The organism is Corynebacterium antarcticum, assembly GCF_016595285.2.
Lineage (GTDB): Bacteria > Actinomycetota > Actinomycetes > Mycobacteriales > Mycobacteriaceae > Corynebacterium > Corynebacterium antarcticum.
Genome location: NZ_JAENIP020000004.1, coordinates 17,750 through 33,872 on the forward strand (window position 1 = coordinate 17,750; position 16,123 = coordinate 33,872).

14 protein-coding genes are annotated in these 16,123 nt (G+C 70.2%); 2 read left to right on the forward strand and 12 right to left on the reverse strand.

The features are described from left to right. Nucleotides 1-73: 73 nt before the first annotated feature. Nucleotides 74-481 carry a sterol carrier family protein gene (locus JIM95_RS09735; RefSeq protein WP_200256703.1) on the reverse strand — a complete coding sequence of 136 codons (408 nt, stop codon included), beginning with the start codon at nucleotides 479-481 and terminating at the stop codon, nucleotides 74-76. Nucleotides 482-641: 160 nt separating this feature from the next. On the opposite strand from JIM95_RS09735, the gene JIM95_RS09740 reads away from it, so the two are divergent. After that, entirely contained in the window at nucleotides 642-1,607 is a 966-nt protein-coding gene (locus JIM95_RS09740) for an acyl-CoA thioesterase (RefSeq protein WP_200256701.1), read from the forward strand. Between the two features lie 16 nt (nucleotides 1,608-1,623). Here the strand turns inward: JIM95_RS09740 and trhA are convergent, their stop codons facing one another. Together trhA and JIM95_RS09750 are read right to left on the reverse strand one after the other, a co-directional pair. Continuing rightward, nucleotides 1,624-2,307 carry a PAQR family membrane homeostasis protein TrhA gene (trhA, locus tag JIM95_RS09745; protein WP_234034447.1) on the reverse strand — a complete coding sequence of 228 codons (684 nt, stop codon included), beginning with the start codon at nucleotides 2,305-2,307 and terminating at the stop codon, nucleotides 1,624-1,626. Between the two features lie 248 nt (nucleotides 2,308-2,555). After that, on the reverse strand, nucleotides 2,556-3,266 hold the full coding sequence (locus tag JIM95_RS09750) for a DUF2334 domain-containing protein (protein WP_200256697.1): 711 nt from the start codon (nucleotides 3,264-3,266) through the stop codon (nucleotides 2,556-2,558). A gap of 142 nt (nucleotides 3,267-3,408) precedes the next feature. Between JIM95_RS09750 and JIM95_RS09755 the strand changes: the two genes are divergently transcribed. After that, a complete protein-coding gene (locus JIM95_RS09755; RefSeq protein WP_200256695.1) occupies nucleotides 3,409-3,696 on the forward strand; it encodes a hypothetical protein in 288 nt (95 codons plus the stop codon). Here the strand turns inward: JIM95_RS09755 and JIM95_RS09760 are convergent. The 9 genes from JIM95_RS09760 to JIM95_RS09800 all read right to left on the reverse strand — a co-directional run bounded on the left by JIM95_RS09760 (nucleotide 3,693) and on the right by JIM95_RS09800 (nucleotide 15,885). Beyond that, nucleotides 3,693-5,006, reverse strand: coding sequence for a DUF2254 domain-containing protein (locus tag JIM95_RS09760; RefSeq protein ID WP_200256693.1), 1,314 nt, complete (start codon nucleotides 5,004-5,006; stop codon nucleotides 3,693-3,695). The two genes, JIM95_RS09755 and JIM95_RS09760, sit on opposite strands and share 4 nt — an antisense overlap. A 146-nt stretch (nucleotides 5,007-5,152) precedes the next feature. Further along, a complete protein-coding gene (purL, locus tag JIM95_RS09765) occupies nucleotides 5,153-7,486 on the reverse strand; it encodes a phosphoribosylformylglycinamidine synthase subunit PurL (protein ID WP_200256691.1) in 2,334 nt (777 codons plus the stop codon). A 37-nt stretch (nucleotides 7,487-7,523) separates the two neighbouring features. After that, complete coding sequence (purQ, locus tag JIM95_RS09770; RefSeq protein WP_200256690.1) at nucleotides 7,524-8,195, reverse strand: phosphoribosylformylglycinamidine synthase subunit PurQ; 672 nt, start codon at nucleotides 8,193-8,195, stop codon at nucleotides 7,524-7,526. A 5-nt stretch (nucleotides 8,196-8,200) separates the two neighbouring features. After that, a complete protein-coding gene (gene purS, locus JIM95_RS09775) occupies nucleotides 8,201-8,440 on the reverse strand; it encodes a phosphoribosylformylglycinamidine synthase subunit PurS (protein ID WP_198736569.1) in 240 nt (79 codons plus the stop codon). Nucleotides 8,441-8,687: 247 nt separating this feature from the next. Further along, nucleotides 8,688-9,143: a hypothetical protein gene (locus JIM95_RS09780; protein ID WP_200256689.1), complete on the reverse strand. Its 456-nt coding sequence runs from the start codon at nucleotides 9,141-9,143 to the stop codon at nucleotides 8,688-8,690. Then, nucleotides 9,053-12,289 carry a hypothetical protein gene (locus JIM95_RS09785; protein WP_200256688.1) on the reverse strand — a complete coding sequence of 1,079 codons (3,237 nt, stop codon included), beginning with the start codon at nucleotides 12,287-12,289 and terminating at the stop codon, nucleotides 9,053-9,055. The genes JIM95_RS09780 and JIM95_RS09785 overlap by 91 nt, the downstream gene beginning before the upstream one ends. Continuing rightward, entirely contained in the window at nucleotides 12,199-12,738 is a 540-nt protein-coding gene (locus JIM95_RS09790; protein WP_200256687.1) for a hypothetical protein, read from the reverse strand. Before JIM95_RS09790 ends, JIM95_RS09785 begins: the two co-directional genes overlap by 91 nt. A 339-nt stretch (nucleotides 12,739-13,077) precedes the next feature. Further along, complete coding sequence (locus JIM95_RS09795) at nucleotides 13,078-13,950, reverse strand: DUF4132 domain-containing protein (protein ID WP_200256686.1); 873 nt, start codon at nucleotides 13,948-13,950, stop codon at nucleotides 13,078-13,080. Nucleotides 13,951-14,094: 144 nt separating this feature from the next. Further along, nucleotides 14,095-15,885 (reverse strand): alkaline phosphatase D family protein, encoded by a 1,791-nt coding sequence (locus JIM95_RS09800; RefSeq protein ID WP_200256685.1) that lies wholly within the window; start codon nucleotides 15,883-15,885, stop codon nucleotides 14,095-14,097. Between the last annotated feature and the right edge of the window lie 238 nt (nucleotides 15,886-16,123).

The following is a 16,123-nucleotide window of genomic DNA, read 5'->3' on the forward strand; positions in this document are numbered from 1 at the left end:
TGACTGCCACATCGCATCATGCTAGCCGTCGCGCCGTACAACCCCCAATAATCGGGGGCGTCGGTGCCGCCGCTCATTCCCCCGGGCGGGGAAGGTGGAGCACCGGCAGCCACCGGGTGATCTCGTGGGCCCTGGTCCCCGAGACCTCGATCCCGCGGCTGCCGCGCAGCTCATCGAGGGTGACCAGGCCGCAGGCGAGCCGGAGCCAGCTGTGGGGATCGCACTCGACCACGTTCGGCGGGGTGCCCCGCGTGTGCCGGAGCCCCTCGACGCACTGCACGGCGACGAACGGCGGGACCCGGACCTCCACGCTCTTGCCCGGCGCATCCGCCGCGAGCGCCCGTGCGGTCAGCCGGACGGCGTCGGCCAGTGCACCCCGGGACGGGCGGGGGACACCGGCATCGGGGTCCTCCGCGCGGATCCAGTCGGCGACGGCGGTGACGGCCGCGTGGACCGCCGCCGGGTCGGGTATCCTGGTCATGGTCTCCGACTCTAACGCGCGGGGCACAGCCCGCGCGACACACCCGGGGCGGGGACCGCACCCCCTCCCGGACGATGGAACGGCTTTTCCGCCGGGCGGCGTCGGGTGGTTAGAGTTCAGATAGCTCATCCGTCACCCGATCCGAGGACGAACACAACCCATGCCGACCCCCTCCCCCTCCGTCACGCTCCGCTTCCTGGCCAGCCCCACCGACGTCATCACCGCGGGTGCCCACGGTGTCGACGGTGGCCGGGTGCTGGAGTGGATCGACAAGGCCGCCTACGCGTGTGCGACCGCGTGGTCCGGCACGTACTGCGTGACCGCGTACGTCGGGCACATCCACTTCGCCCGTCCGATCCCCTCCGGCCACATGGTCGAGGTGCGTTCCCGGATCGCGATGACGGGGCGGAGTTCGATGCACATCATCAACGAGGTGTTCTCCGCCGATCCCCGCGAGGGCGTCTACACCCGCGCCTGCGACTGCCTGGTCATCTTCGTCGCGCGGGACGCGTCGACCGGGCGGTCGCAGAAGGTCCCGGAGTTCGTTCCGGGCACGGAGCACGAGAAGCAGGTGCACGCCGCGGCGTTGTCCCGCATCGAGCTGCGCAAGGCCATCGAGGAGGAGATGTCCAAGCAGACCTACGACGGTCCGAGCGAGGCACCGAGGATGATCACGCGATTTCTGGCGAAGCCGACGGACGTGAACTGGGGCGGCAAGGTGCACGGCGGCACCGCGATGGAGTGGATCAACGAGTCGGCGACCGCCTGCACGATGGAGTGGTCGGGCGAGTACACAGTCGCGGTCTACGCGGGCGGGATCCGGTTCTACCGTCCGATCAACATCGGCGATCTGATCGAGGTGGACACACGGCTGATGCGCACCGACGCCCGGTCCATGCAGACGTCGGTGCACCTGCGCGCCGGTTCACCGCGTGGGGGTCGGGGCAGCCTCGAGACGGCGATACACGCCACGGTGACCTACATCGGTGTCGACATCGACGGCAACCCCCTGCCCGCCCGGCAGTTCACGCCCCGCACGACGGAGGATATCCGGCTCGCCGAACACGCGGCGACCCTGCGGGAGCTGCGGGCGAAGTACCGCCCGCTGCCGCTGATCAGGCGCTGACGCCCGGGCGGACCCGTCAGGGGGCGGCCTGGGCGACGACGATCCACACGGCGACGAGATGCGCGACGGCAGCGATGACGGTCGCGAGGTGGAACCACTCGTGGTACCCCATCCAGCGCGCTTCGCGGCCCGGCCACTGGAAGGCGTAGATCAGCGCGCCGACGGTGTACACGATCCCGCCCGCGAACAGCAGCCACACGACGGCCGCCCCGGCTGACGTCCACAGTTGCGGGACGACCGGCACGATCAGCCACCCGAGAGCGAGATAGACCAGGACCCCGAGCCACCGCGGGTGGTCGATCCAGGCGAGGTTCATCACGACTGACAGGAGCGCACCACCCCAGGCGACGGCGAGCACCCACCTGGCGGTCTCCGGGGGCAGGGCGATCAGACAGAACGGAGTGTACGTCGCGGCGATGAACACGGCGATCGTGGAGTGGTCGGCCCGACGCCACCAGAGGACGGTGGAGGCCCGCTTCCACGGACCCAGGTGATACGCGGCGGAGACCCCGAAGAGTATGACGACGCCGACGGCGTACACCATCACACCGAGCGCCTGCCACCACGGCAGGCGGATCCAGGAGTAGGTGGCGAGGACGGAACCCGAAAACACGGCGAGGATCGCCGCGAAGAAGTGGATCCAGCCGCGACTGCCCGGGCGGGGACCCCGGTCCGTACGCCAGACCGTGCGGGCGATCATCCCGTCCGCCCTGACGGAGGCGGTGTTCCGTTCGATGATCTCCTCTTCGGTGGTACTGGTCTCCCCGTGCAGTGTCGAACGACGTCCGCCCCGGTGCATGTGAGTGCTCCTCGTGTTCGTCTCTTCATCGTGTGCGGGAAACGGCATCCCCCGGGCCGGACGCCAGGCGGACATCCGAGAGGTACCGGTCCAGAATCAACGCTACGCCGACGGGGTGGGCGGGCGCCAAACGTGCTGTTCCACGGTTCTCAGACCTTCGGGCCGTCCGCCAGGACATCCGAGATCCGGTTCGCCGGGGCGTACCCGGCGGCGAGCGCGGAGTGCACCACGGTCAGCAGACTGTCCCGGACATCGTCCTCCGCCAGCCTGCACGCCGCGGTGGACAACCGGATGCTGTGACCGGTGGCTATCTGGCGCGCACCGACCTTCCGGACGCTCCTGCGCCACCACCGCGCCGCGCCGAACCCCTCGCCGAATGCGAGAACCGGTACGGCCGCGACGTCCCCGGTGCGCAGATCCTGCACCCCGTTGAGATCGGACAGGACGGCGAAGCCGAGTTCCGGGAGGACGCGCCGGGTTCCCTCGGACAGGATCCACCTGGGGGGAGAGAACACGTCGGTCGTCAGATCCATGGCGGCCATCTGGCGGCACGCCGCGGTGAGCCGGAGCCGGGCCTCGTGGGCGGGGAGCTCGGCGAACTCGGAGCGCCTGCCCCGGACTGACTCGTCGAAACCGGCGAGCACGATCTCGGCGCCCTCGTCACGGCAGTCGTGGATGAACTCGAGCACGTCCGGGTGGCGGCGCAGCGCCCAGTCTCGGGAGCAGTGCGGGGCGACCCGCAGCGTCGGCCGTACACCGTGCGGGGTGAGTTCAGTCATCAGTTTCCGCGCGTCCCCGAGGTTCTCCGACCGGAGGGAGGAGAGGGACAGGGAGATCATCGGCCGGTTCATGTCGGCCATCGTCGCACACGGGCGTGAACCCCGGGTGAGACCGGAGTGAACAACGCGTTCCCTTTTCCCGCTGCCCGGGCTCCGGCGCGGTGGAGGTGGGGTATGGTCGGTCCCGACCGGAAGGGCGGACCACACCGACAGGAAGAAGGAAATGTCCCGGACCACCTACGCGATGAGCCTGTTGAACGACGTCGGGAGCCTCGGACTACCCGGTCTCGTCCTGATGCTGCTGTTCATCGCGATGCCCGTGACGGCCGTCCGGCTGGAGCTGCGGCGCAACTCGGACCCGTTCCGCCTGATCCTGGTCTTCTCCCTGGTCACCCTGCTTCCGGGCCTCGGTTTCCTGATCTGGTACGTGATCCACCGGCTGGAGCAGCTGCGGGACCTCCGGGATGCCGCGTCCACCGGGGACGGGCCCGACGCCGGGGACACCGACTAGTCCCCGAGGCTCTCCGCCCCGCGGGTGCTGCGCGCGCAGGCCTTCCGCGCCCGGTGGTACCGCAGCCGGATGTCCGCCAGGTCCCCGGAGTTGGCGACGGTCCGCCGGGCGTCGTCCCACACCAGGTCGGCGTGGTGCCGGAGATGGTCCAGGCGTTTCCCCGCGGTGACGATCCCGGCGACGTCACCCAACCGGTCGAGCAACCGGATGTACACCGCGGTACACCCTGTGGCGTTCTGCCTGAGCTGGTGGAACATCGTGTCGACGAGGCCCTCGAACGTGGTGACGGTGAACTCGACGCGCAGCATGCCGTCGCGGGCGATGACGCCCCGCGGCAGTTCCCGGTTCTCCAGGCGGGCGAGCGACTCCGCGAACCGGTCGATGACGCCCATCGCGGTGAACGGATCGTTCGTGCCGGGGCTGAGCGCCCGGACCCCGACCTCGAGGAGCTGGTTCACCGAGAACTCGAGGTCCTGCGAATCATCCCGGTTGGCACCGAGCAGCAGGCAGCCGGTGATGCCCTCGGGTGCCTCTCCCCCGTGCACCACACGGGCTATCTCCGAGCCGGTGAGGAGGTAGTCGCCCGGCCGGACGAGCAGCTGCACCACGCAGTCGTTCTCCTCGGCGATGTCCGCGAGCCGGGAGTAGTCGATCTGCTGGACGTACCCGCCACGGTCGGTGAACACCGCCGTCGCCCCGTCGAAGAACCCGTCGACGGCCCTCGGGAAGTCACCCTGTTCCTCGGCGAGCTCGGTGCCCCGCTCCAGCGCCAGCGACAGATCCCCGCTGAGCAGGTTGACCACCCGCGTCATGTTGATGGACTGCGCCATGTGGTTGATGTAGTAGACGAGGAACCCGACGCAGAGCGCGGCGTAGACCATCGCGACGCTGACGTTGTAGTGCGGGATGAACACCGTGTCCCCGTTGCCTGCCGACACGGCCCGCAGGCTCAGAAGCGAGAACGCGAACGTCGCGAGGAAGATACCCAGGGTGGCCTGGATACCACGGTCCGAGAGGAAACTGTGCAGCAGCCGGGGCCCCATCGTGGAGATCACCGACGACAGCGCGGCGATGGTGATGGAGAACAGCGTGCCCGCCACACCGATGGACATTCCCGTCATCGCGGACAGCAGACCCCGGGCGCCTGATTCGCCCCCGGCGTAGACGAACTCCAGGGAGCCCGGGACACCGAGATGACGCTCCAGCACGATCAGGGACTGCGCCAGCGCCACCGAGAACAGCACCATGACGGCGGGCAGGAACCAGAACAGGCCGAACGCGCGGACGAGGCGGTGCCGGAGGAAGCTCATGGGTGGAGTGTATCGGTCGTCCCGGGCGTCCCCGGTGCCCCGGTGCGCCCCGGGGCCGGTTCCGCCCCGGGGACGGGGCGGAAGAAGGTGGAGGGCCCGGTACCGCGCCAGCTGCGGTACCGGGCCCTCCACGAGGACTCCGTGGGCTACTCCACCACGGAGTTCGCTCCGACGGCGTGGCCGAAGATTCCGGGCAGCGTGGCCTGCCAGGCCTCGCGCAGCTCGGTGACCGAGACCTCGAGGTCGACCCCACCACTGACGCGGATGAGTGCGGCGTCGCCGAGTTCGGTGGTGGTGCCGAGCTTCGTGAACGGGACATCCCCGACACCGGCGCGACGCTCCAGTTCCTCGGCGTCACCGGGGGCGCAGGCGACGAGGACGCGGGACGCGGACTCGGAGAACAGCGCCACGAAGGGGTCGTCGTGGACGCCGGACAGGTCGATGTCCAGGCCGATGCCGGTGTCCCGGCGGGCGGTCATCGCGAGTTCCGCGAGCCCCTGGGCGAGCCCGCCCTCGGAGAGGTCGTGCGCGGCGGTGATGACCGGGGATGCTCCGTCGTCGACGGTCTGCGCCGAGAGGAGCCGGCACAGCGCGGCCTCGTCGGCGAGGTCCACGGCCGGGGGCATGCCGGCGAGCTGATCGTGGTTGACCTGCTGCCAGATGGAACCGCCGAACTCGTCGCGGGTCTCTCCGAGGAGGTAGAGCACCTCGCCGCCGTCGACGGTGCCGAGCTCGTGCCCGATGCGGCGTTCCACGTCGTCGATGACACCGAGGACACCGACGACGGGCGTCGGGAGGATCGGCTCGGTGCCGGTCTGGTTGTAGAAGCTGACGTTGCCGCCGGAGACCGGGATGCCGAGTTCGACGCAGCCGTCGGCCAGGCCGTGGACGGCCTCGCGGAACTGCCACATGACGTCGGGGTTCTCCGGGGAACCGAAGTTGAGGCAGTTCGTGACGGCGACGGGGCGGGCGCCGGTGACTGCGACGTTGCGGTACGCCTCGGCGAGTGCGAGGCGGGCACCGGTCTCCGGGTCGAGCTTGGTGTAGCGCCCGGAGGCGTCCGCCGAAACGGCGACGCCACGACCGGTGCTCTCGTCGATGCGCAGCACGCCGGAGTCGGCGTTGCGGGCGAGCACCGTGTTGCCGCGGACGTAGCGGTCGTACTGTTCGGTGATGAACGCGCGGGAGCACAGCGCCGGGGAGGAGATCATCCGCATCCAGGCGTCGTGGATCGCGGCGGCGTCAGTGGGCTTGTCCACCTCGACGGGCCGCTGGAGGTCGTCCTGCCAGTCGGGACGGGCGAAGGGTCGCTCGTAGACGGGCCCCTGGTGGGCGATGGTGTGCGCGGGGGCGTCGACGACGGTCTCCCCGCGGTGGGTGATCACGAGGTGGTCGTTGTCGGTGACCTCGCCGATCTCCGCGCAGGCGACGTCCCAGTGGGCGCAGATCTCGAGGAAGCGGTCGACGTTCTCGGGTGCGACGACGGCGCACATGCGTTCCTGCGACTCGGAGGAGAGGATCTCCGCGGCGGTCATGTTCTCGGCGCGCAGGGGTACGGCGTCGAGGTTGACGAGCATGCCGCCGTCGCCGGCGGCCGCGAGCTCACTGGTGGCGCAGGACAGACCCGCGCCTCCGAGGTCCTGGATGCCGACGACGACGCCGGCGCGGTAGAGGTCGAGACAGCACTCGATGAGGACCTTCTCGGCGAAGGGGTCGCCGACCTGAACGGCGGGGAGCTTGCGCTCCGCGCCTTCCTCGAAGGTGTCGGAGGCCAGCACGCTGACGCCGCCGATGCCGTCGAGACCGGTGCGGGAGCCGAACAGCATGACCTTGTTGCCCAGCCCGGAGGCGAAGGCGAGTTTGAGGTCCTCGGTCTTCAGGGTTCCCACGCACAGGGCGTTGACGAGGGGGTTGCCGGCGTAGGAGGCGTCGAAGACGGTCTCTCCACCGATGTTCGGCAGGCCGAGGCAGTTGCCGTAGAAGCTGATGCCGTCGACGACACCGGGCAGGACGCGGGCGGTGTCGGGGGCGTCGGCCGGGCCGAAGCGCAGCTGGTCCATGACGGCGATGGGGCGGGCGCCCATGGCCATGATGTCGCGGACGATGCCGCCGACGCCGGTGGCCGCGCCCTGGTGGGGCTCGACGTAGGAGGGGTGGTTGTGGGATTCGACGCGGAAGGTGACGGCGTGGCCGTCGCCGATGTCGACGACGCCGGCGTTCTCACCGATGCCGGCGAGGATCTTCGAGTTCATCTCGTCGGTCGTGGTCTCCCCGAAGTAGTGGAGGTGCACCTTGGAGGATTTGTAGGAGCAGTGTTCCGACCACATGACGGAGTACATGGCGAGCTCGGCGTCGGTGGGGCGGCGGCCGAGGATCTCCTTGATCCGGGCGTACTCGTCGTCCTTGAGCCCGAGGCTGGCGTAGGGCTGTTCGGCGTTCGGGTCGGCGGTGGCGGCGTCGACGGTGTCGTTGAAAGTCATGGTGTTTTTCTCCGGTGTCCTTCTCGTGGTGGCGCGGTCAGGCACCGATGTGGCTGATGGCGGACAGGAACAGTTCCAGGCCGTCGGTGGATGGTCCGGTGAGCTTCTCGACGGCGTGCTCCGGGTGCGGCATCAGGCCGACGACGCGGCCGTCAGCGCTGCTGACGCCGGCGATGGCGTTGACGGAGCCGTTGAAGTTGTCGGTGTAGCGGAACACCACGCGGCCCTCGTCCTCCAGCATCTTCACGGTCTCGGCATCGGCCTGGAAGCGGCCCTCGCCGTGCTTGGCGGGGATGAGGATCTTCTGCCCCTGTGCCAGCGTGCCGGTCCACGCGGTATCCGCGTTGGCGACCTCGAGATAGGTGTCCACGCAGTGGAAGTGCAGGCCCTCGTTGCGGGTCAGGGCCCCGGGGAGGAGGTGTGCCTCGGTGAGGATCTGGAAGCCGTTGCAGATCCCGAGCACCGGCATGCCCTTGTGCGCGGCGTCGACGACCGCACGCATGACGGGGGCCAGCGCGGAGATGGCGCCGCTGCGCAGGTAGTCACCGTAGGAGAATCCGCCCGGGACGACGACCGCGTCGACGCCCTTCAGGTCCTCGTCGGCGTGCCAGAGTTCGTGGACCTCGGCACCGGCGATGCGGGCCGCGCGGGCGGCGTCCACGTCATCGAGGGTTCCGGGGAAGGTGATGACACCGATTTTCGCAGCCACCGGGCTCACGCCTCCCCGCGGACGATGGTGAACGTCTCGATGACGGTGTTCGCGAGCAGGGTCTCCGCGAGGTGGTTCAGCTGCTCGTCGGTGACGGTGTCGTCCACCTCGAGCTCGAAGCGCTTGCCCTGGCGGACGTCCGCGACGCCGTCGATTCCGATTCGCCCCAGGGCACGGTGCACGGCCTGTCCCTGGGGATCGAGGATCTCTGCCTTCGGCATCACATTCACAACTACACGGGCCACGGTGTGTCAGCTCCCTATTTCACTGGTGTCAGGGGTGGTTCCGGTCCACGCGCCGTGGGCCGGGGATAACGGCCTCAAGACTACCGGCTGACGGGGGCGTTCACACAGCTGTCAGGGGGTGCCGCGCACGGTGGTGCACCACCGCCGCCGTCGACGGTGACGGGTCCGCGGCGGAAGCCGCCCCACCGGTGACGTGGGTCACCGGTGGGGGTGGACGGGGCGCGATGGACGCGGGCTGCCCCCTCGTCTACCGGCGCTTCCGGCGGTGGGGCGTGGTGCGGAGCTCCGTGTAGCCGGGTTCATCGCCACCCCGGATGCGCTCCCACACATCGAGGTAGAGCTCGGCCGGGGGAACGACCTGCGGACATCCGGGGATCATGCCGTGCACGCGGTCGTCCTCCCACAGAAGGTGGTGGGGGGCCTTCCACACGTCCATCGGGCGGTCGGGGCCGGACACCTCCATCCAGCCCCCGGGGAGGAACCTCGTCCGGGTGGCGCCCCTGCGCCTGGCCTCGATCACCAGTCCCCGCTGCTGCAGCTCGGTGGCGGCTGCGTCGATGTCCTTCCCGGTCCACCCGTTGAGTTCCCGGATGAGCCTGTCGTCGGGGGCGGTCAACGCGAGGAGCTCCAGCCAGTAGCGGGCGGCGTCCGTACCCAGTCCCCTGGTCTCCGCGACCGCCTGCACCAGGTGCGGGACGGCCACCACCGGATCCCACCGGCGCGGGTCCGGGGGAACCCACCGGCTTCGAGCCAGCTGATGAGGTCGTCCGTGCCGCCGCCGGCGACGACCCGGGCGAGAACGGGAACGGGCTGGTCGTCCACCAGCTCCCGGCTGTTGTCGGGCCCGGGGACGGGGACCAGCCGGTCCCATTCCCTCCGCCGGGCCTCGGGACATCCCCGCACCCAGTCCGCGGCCGCCCTCATCTGCCGGGCGATCCAGGCTGCCTCGTCGGCGCTGATGCGGCACTCGACCGCGATGGTGATCAGCAGGCCGAGATAGCTGTCCCGGACGCCGTCGTCGACGACGACCTCCCCGCCACGCAGCAGCCGGCGGATGTTCCGCTCCTCTGGGTCTGCCTGCCTCCCGACGAGAAGGTCCAGGTCCTCGTCGCTCAGTCGGACCGCGGGGTCGCCGAGAACGCGACCGATCGCGGCGATCACCGCGTCGGTGTCCGGGTGCCCGGCGGTGAATGCCGTGGGGTCGTCGGGGGCGACTGCGGCGGCGAGGATCGCCGCGCACTCCTCGGGCTCGAACTGGTCGATGATCTCGCGCGCCGTCTTCGACTGCTGCACGGTCAGTCCCAGCAGTGCGCGCTGCTCCTTCGTCTCCCGGTGGGTGGGGGGAAGGGGTGTGCCGAGGAGCCGGAACAGGACCCGGGCGGGTACGCCGCTCGCCCGGGCGATGGTGTCGACGCCGGTTTGAAGCGCGTCCCGGCGTTCCGCCGCGTCCCGGCGTTCCGCCGCGTCCCGGGGATCCTGCGCGTCGGCGGCGTCGAGTACGGCGGTGAGTGCGGCCGAGCCGAGGGAGGTGTCCTCACCGTCCCCGAGGTCGACCCCCATCCAGTGCCGCCTGTCCTCCGGCGCGAGCAGCACGATCCGGTCGCCCCGACCGGTGGATCCGGTGCAGTTGTGGTCGTACCGGTAGCTGATGACGACGCAGTCGTCGTGCCACCCCTCGTAGAGGGTCTCGGTGGAGTCCACGGCATCGGCCGGAACCTCGACGTAGCGCCAGGCGTTGCACACCAGCCCGGCCTTCAGCAGAGAACGGACGAACCCCACGGCCTCGTGGCGCAGCTCCGGCGACAGGCACGGTGCGGCGACCAGGGCGGCGAGCGCCCGCTCGTTGCCGATGAAGCCGATGCCCCAGTTGATGCGGTCCCATTCCTCGTATCCGTAGCTGTGCAGCTCATTCCGCCGGATGGCGCGCCCCAGCCCGGTGAGGAGTGCCCCGTAGTTGTTGAGCCCGCCACCACCGGTCCCCAGGTAGCCGTGGATGTAGGCGTCGAGCTCCTCGCTGATGTCGGGGACCCGGACCTGTCTGTCGACCGGGGGATGGATTCCGTTCATCGTCTGCGCCAGTTCCGCGCTGCGCCGCACGAGCCCGTCGACGGCGTCGATGATCACGGTGTCCCGGGTCCCGAGGCACTCGGCGATGAGTTCGCGCCGGTGACCGGGGGTGAGACCGTCGTCGAGCAGCGGGGCGACGTCGCCCGCGGTGACGGTGCGCAGCCTGGCGCTGAGGGTCTCATCGCGGGCGGAGAGGAAGTGGAGGCGGGTGTCCGGGAGATGGTCGAGGTAGCTGTGGCGGCCGCCCCCCTCGAGACTCAGCGGGAGTCTGCGTCCGGTGTCCGCGTCGATGAATCCGTCGGCGTAGTTGACGACGACTCCCCCGCCCGGGCGGGCGATCGCCGTGGTCGGGCTGAGCCGCCGGTCCCGGGGAATACGGAATGTCCCCAGCGGGCCGATGATGTGGTGGTACGGGCCGTGATCCACCGGGAAGTTCAGGTGCCAGCCGCCGCAGTGCCCGGTGAGGCTGTCCGTCGTGGTGTCGGTGATGACGGGCAGACAGGTGGCGTACTCCAGCCTGTGCACCGTGTCCCGGTCCGCGTCGGGGTCGTCGGGGAACTCCCACACCGCGGGCGGAAGAACACCCGGGTCGAGGTCGCCGACGGGGACGCCGAGTTCGGTGAGGCGTTCGGGCCAGGGACGCAGGTCGATCTCCCCGAGGCTCTCGCCGGTCCGGGGATCGAAGCGCGGGCAGGCGTTGTGCACCAGGGACCGCACGCCGACGACAGCCGACGGGGTGACCAGCACGGGTGACTGCCAGCGGTTCGCGGTGACGTCGCCGTCGGTGATCAACCCGTTCGCGGAGATCCGGCCGGCGTCGATCTCCCAGCTGGCCGCCCCCTCCACCGACGTGACGAGCTCCCAGGTGTCGTGTCCCTCACCGTCACCGCTCCAGAAGACACTCTCCTCGTGCGCGTACCGGGCTTTGTAGCTGACCCGGACGCGCCCGCCCACCGTCCGCACGCCGACGACCTCGCCGACCTCCCCGGGGACGCGCAGCTCGGACACGATGCCGTCGGCGTCGAGCACCACGACGAATCCGCCGCAGCTGACGGCGTGCAGCGGCCAGCTCTCGTGGATCCTCAGGGGGTCGAACTCCCAGTCACCGGGCACGGTGCGGCGGGTGTCGGTGTCGGCGGCGAGGGTGCGCACACGCTCCACCGCCGCCTCCAGGGCGGGGAAGGTGTACTCCACCGCCAGTCCCGAGCGGAGCGCCGTGGCGAGCTCCTCGGCCCGGTCGAAGGCGAAGATGCGCTCGATCACGTCGGGGTTGGACTCGTCGATCCTGGGGTCCCGCAGTCGTTTGACCGGCCCGTCGAGGAATCGCTCGAGCGCCTCGAAGCTCCCGGCGGCGGTTGCGCGCTCCGCCGCGAAGTCGGCCAACCGCATGTTCAGCAGCGCGGTCGCACCGGGGTGGCCGAGCACGGTGTCGGCGTGGTGCGTGAGGAAACCGGGATCGAGGCTCCGGGCGGCGACAGGGCCGAGAACCGGGTCGGCGGCGAGGTGGCCCAGATCTCTGCGCGGTTGTCCGGCGTCCTCGTGCTCCCCCTCCAGCCAGCACAGCCACGGTTCGTCCAGGGTGTCGGCCCGCACCGGGTCGTGGAAGGACCGGGGCGCGAAGTCCACTCCGGCGGCACACAGCGCGTCGAGGAACCACGACGCCGTCTCCGGGTACCGTCCGATGTGGCGGATCAGGGAGTCCCGTACGGAGTCGAAGAACTCCGCCGGCGCCCGACGCACGGCCGCGAGCCCGACCACGTTCCCGAGCAGCAGCTCATCCACCCGGTCGGGGTCAAGCCCCGCGGCGGCGCCGACGTCGCGGAGATCGCGGGCGAGATCGGCGTAGGGGGCTGGCCGGCGGCGGCGATCCGGGCGGTGTTGAGGTCGAGGAGGTGGTCGAAGGCGTCGCGGGGATCGGTGAAACGCCGGACGGCGGCCCCGGCTTCGGCGGTCATCGCGCGGGCCCCCACGATGCCCAGGGACGAGAACTCGGTGAATACGGCGCGGTGGCGGTCGGGATAGACGGGAATGTCGTGCGCGCGTTCGATCTCGCGGGCACGACCGAAGAACCGCAGGGCCGCGGCGTCGTTGCCGACGTCGTGGAGGATCCTCGCGATCTCCTCGAAAAGCGGCGGGACGAGGTGGGGGCCGACGCCGTGAGTTCGGCGGCGAGTTTCTCGAACCGCTTCTTCACGTCCCCCGGTCGCGAGTGCGCCACCCGGCGTGCCCATTCGACGTCACCCACGAGGTCCAGGGCGTGCCGGGTGTTGTCCGGGTCCACCAGGATCGGCCAGGCCGGGAAACCGATCACAGTCGGCCGCACCCGCCCTGCCGTGGTGGTGCGTGTGCGGGTGAAACCCTGGGTAGCCAGCGCGGTGTCTTCGGCCTCCAGCAGGGGCTCCGCGACGAGCCGCACGATGGTCCGGGCGGGCGAGGCGTAGGTCGCGGCCACCAGGGGGACCGACCGGGCGTCGACGGGCGGATCCGCTTCCGGTGGCAGGATCGCACCACGGCTGAGCTCCGGGGCGATGGCGTGCGGGGTGGACATCGCTTCTCTGTCGGTCATGGCCCTACCATCCGTCCGATTCGGTTTCCGGGGTGCTGCCGGCGTGGATGTACTCCGCCATGCGGATCGCCTCGGAGTAGGCGACCGGTCCGACGTACTCCGGGCTGATCACCCGTCCATCACGTTCGCAGTACAGGTGGTCGAGGTCCGCGCCGTCATCGGGACCGTCGGTCCGGAACTCGAGGACCGCGGTGGTCAGTTCGTCCGCTTCCCGTACCGTGACGCGGACACCGTCGAGACCGGCCACGAACCCGGCCTCCCGGGCGCGTTCGAGGAGCTCGGAGGTTTCCCCGTAGCTGCCGTCCGCGTAGGCCCCGAGGGAGGCCCGCAGCGTCTCCCCATCCCCGGGCCTGGGGTGGATCTCGCGGAACAGCTGTTCGGTGTTCTGGTGGATCCCCGACCCGACGGCGAGCTCGCGCCAGGCGGCGATTCCGGGTGTCTCGGCGGGGTGCGGGAAGTTCAGCGTCCCGGTGCCGGTGACGGCCAGGGTGACGGTCCCGCCGTCCCGACCGATCAGGTGCAGCCCGCGGTCATCGACGTCGTGCAGCAGACCGGTGACGGTGCCGGAGTGGATGAGGAGATCGCTCAGCCAGTGGCGCCAGGCGTTGTCCTCCCAGACGGCCGCGATCAGGGCGAGGGGGACCTCCCCGCCGTTCAGGAACCAGCCGAGGACCGTGGACCGGCATCTCTCCTCGTGCCGGACGAGCAGCTCGCGGGTCGCGCTGAGTGTGTCGAACGCCTCGGTCTTCCGCGCCTTGGCGGGGATTGTCTTCAGCGGTTTCCCGCGGGCGTTCCGGCAGCGGATCTCCCCGCCGTCCAGAGCCAGCTGGTAGCCGTCGGCGTCCATCCACTGCAGTTCAGGGGTACTGTCGCTCATGGGAATCCCTCAATCCGGGAAGATGCAGGGGCCGCACCGTGACGACACGTCCCCGGGACCGGGGACATGAAGGTTCCTCTGCGGAAAACACTACATCGGCAGCCCCCTGCGGTCACCGGTGTTTCGACCGCGGTTGCCCCCTTGTCACCCGAACGCCGAGCGGACCACGTCGACGGGGGCGTCCACCCGGTAGGCCCCGGGGTGTCCCGCCGCGGTGGCGTAGCTCTGCGCCCAGTAGGAGGGGGCATCGGGATCGAGGACCGTGGCGGTGTGGAACCAGTCGGCCTGGGTGCGCTCGGGCGTGACGTCGACGCAGAGGTAGCCGTGGTAGCGCAGGTCGATCCACTTGAACCAGGGATCGAGATCCCTCAGGGTCCGCTGCGCGGGCTCCATCGCGGGAGCCGTGACACCCTCGTACATGCGGTCCTTCGTGACGGTGTCGAAGACGGAGGCACCCGTGATCGACGGGGCGACGAATTCGGTCGCCGCGACCTCCCCGCCGCGCATCCGGCGGTAGGAGAAGGCGTCGCGGGGGATGTCGGCGGCCCACGAGGTGTGGATGTCGCCGGTGAGGAACAGCACGTCGGTCCGCCCGGCGCCGACGATGGCCTCGATGAGGCGCTGACGTTCCGCCATGTAGCCGTCCCACTGGTCCGTGTTCACCGCGAGTCCGCCCGGCGGGACCCCGAGTTGTTTGACCAGCCAGTCGTGGATGACGGGGTCGAGGGTGTCGGGGATGGTCAGGGGAGCGAACATCACCTCGTTGCCGATCATCTGCCACTGGGCGGTCGATGTGGTCACGGCGTCGGTGAGCCAGTCGAACTGGGTCTGCCCGAGCATGGAACGGGAGTCGTGTCCGACCGCACGGAGGAAATCCGGGTCGGTGACGTTCGCCAACCCCTGTTCGACCTGGACGTCCCGGTAGCTGCGCAGATCCGGGATGATCAGCTCCATGAGACTGCCCCACCGCAGGGTGCGGTAGAGATGGCGGTCGTCCGCGGCTCCCTGGGTGCGCACGGGCATCCACTCGAAGTAGGCGCGGGTGGCGGCGGACTTGAGTTCCGCGAACTCGGCTCCGGACCACCCGTTGTCCCCCGTCGCCCCCTCTCGCCAGGTGTTGTCGGCGAACTCGTGGTCGTCCCAGATGCAGACCATCGGTTTCGCGGCGTGCAGGTCGGCGAGGTGCGGGTCCCGGTGGTAGCAGCCCTGCCGGACCCGGTAGTCCGTGAGACTGACCGTCCGGTTCGGCGGCTGGACGGGTCGGACGACGGTCCCGTACGCCCCGGTGTAGCCACCGGTCTCGTACTCGTAGGTGTAGTCGCCGAGGTGCAGCACGAACTCGATGTCCTCACGCGCGGCCATGTCGCGGTAGCCGAGGAAGAACCCGGCCTCGTAGTTGGCGCAGCTGGTGACACCGAAACGGACGTTGGCGGTGCGGTCGAAGCGTCCCGGCGCGGTCCGTGTGCGTCCCGTCCGGGACACGGAACCGGTGGCGGGGCCGTCGAGGACCGTGAAGCGGTAGAAGTACGTCGTCGCGGGGGCCAGTCCGGTGACGTCAACCTTCACCGTGTGGTCGAATGCGGCGCTCGTGTGTTCGCTGCCGCTGCGGACGATGCGGCTGAACCCGGGGTCGAGGGCCACCTCCCACCTCACGGCGGTGGTGTCGCCGAGTCCGGATCCGGGGGTCGCCTCGGGTGTGGGGGTGACGCGGGTCCAGATGATGACGGCGTCCGGGAGCGGGTCACCGGACGCGACGGAGTGCGGGAAGGCGGAGCTGTCCGGGGCCGCCGGGTCGGCGTAGGCGACCGGCATCGTGGACGCGATGCGGGTTCCCGCGAGTGCCGCGCCGGCGAGGGCGGTGCTCCGGAGGAAGGCTCGGCGGTCGAGACCACGGATCTCGGCTCGACTGTGCGAAGGGCGTGCGGCGTGCGGCATTCTCGGGTCCCCTGGGCTGGTCCGGTGGGTGGCGGCCCCCGGGGAACTGGTCCGCCCGGGGTCACCGCAGCACGGTATCAATTTCCGGAAAACGGGACCGGCGGTGTTTGTGCGGTTCAGACCCATCCGCCGGGCCATGTCACCGGAACGTCCGCGGCATTTCACCGGGTTTTCACCGAACGGCCGGGTCGGGGACACCGCACGGGGGTGGGTGCGGGGCGGAGGTAGCGGGCGTGCG

Coding starts and splice junctions, on each gene's coding strand:
- JIM95_RS09735 (WP_200256703.1), bottom strand. CDS start 481: ATGACCAGGATACCCGACCCGGCGGCGGTCCACGCGGCCGTCACCGCC.
- JIM95_RS09740 (WP_200256701.1), top strand. CDS start 642: ATGCCGACCCCCTCCCCCTCCGTCACGCTCCGCTTCCTGGCCAGCCCC.
- trhA (WP_234034447.1), bottom strand. CDS start 2,307: ATGATCGCCCGCACGGTCTGGCGTACGGACCGGGGTCCCCGCCCGGGC.
- JIM95_RS09750 (WP_200256697.1), bottom strand. CDS start 3,266: ATGGCCGACATGAACCGGCCGATGATCTCCCTGTCCCTCTCCTCCCTC.
- JIM95_RS09755 (WP_200256695.1), top strand. CDS start 3,409: ATGTCCCGGACCACCTACGCGATGAGCCTGTTGAACGACGTCGGGAGC.
- JIM95_RS09760 (WP_200256693.1), bottom strand. CDS start 5,006: ATGAGCTTCCTCCGGCACCGCCTCGTCCGCGCGTTCGGCCTGTTCTGG.
- purL (WP_200256691.1), bottom strand. CDS start 7,486: ATGACTTTCAACGACACCGTCGACGCCGCCACCGCCGACCCGAACGCC.
- JIM95_RS09790 (WP_200256687.1), bottom strand. CDS start 12,738: ATGGGCACGCCGGGTGGCGCACTCGCGACCGGGGGACGTGAAGAAGCG.
- JIM95_RS09795 (WP_200256686.1), bottom strand. CDS start 13,950: ATGAGCGACAGTACCCCTGAACTGCAGTGGATGGACGCCGACGGCTAC.
- JIM95_RS09800 (WP_200256685.1), bottom strand. CDS start 15,885: ATGCCGCACGCCGCACGCCCTTCGCACAGTCGAGCCGAGATCCGTGGT.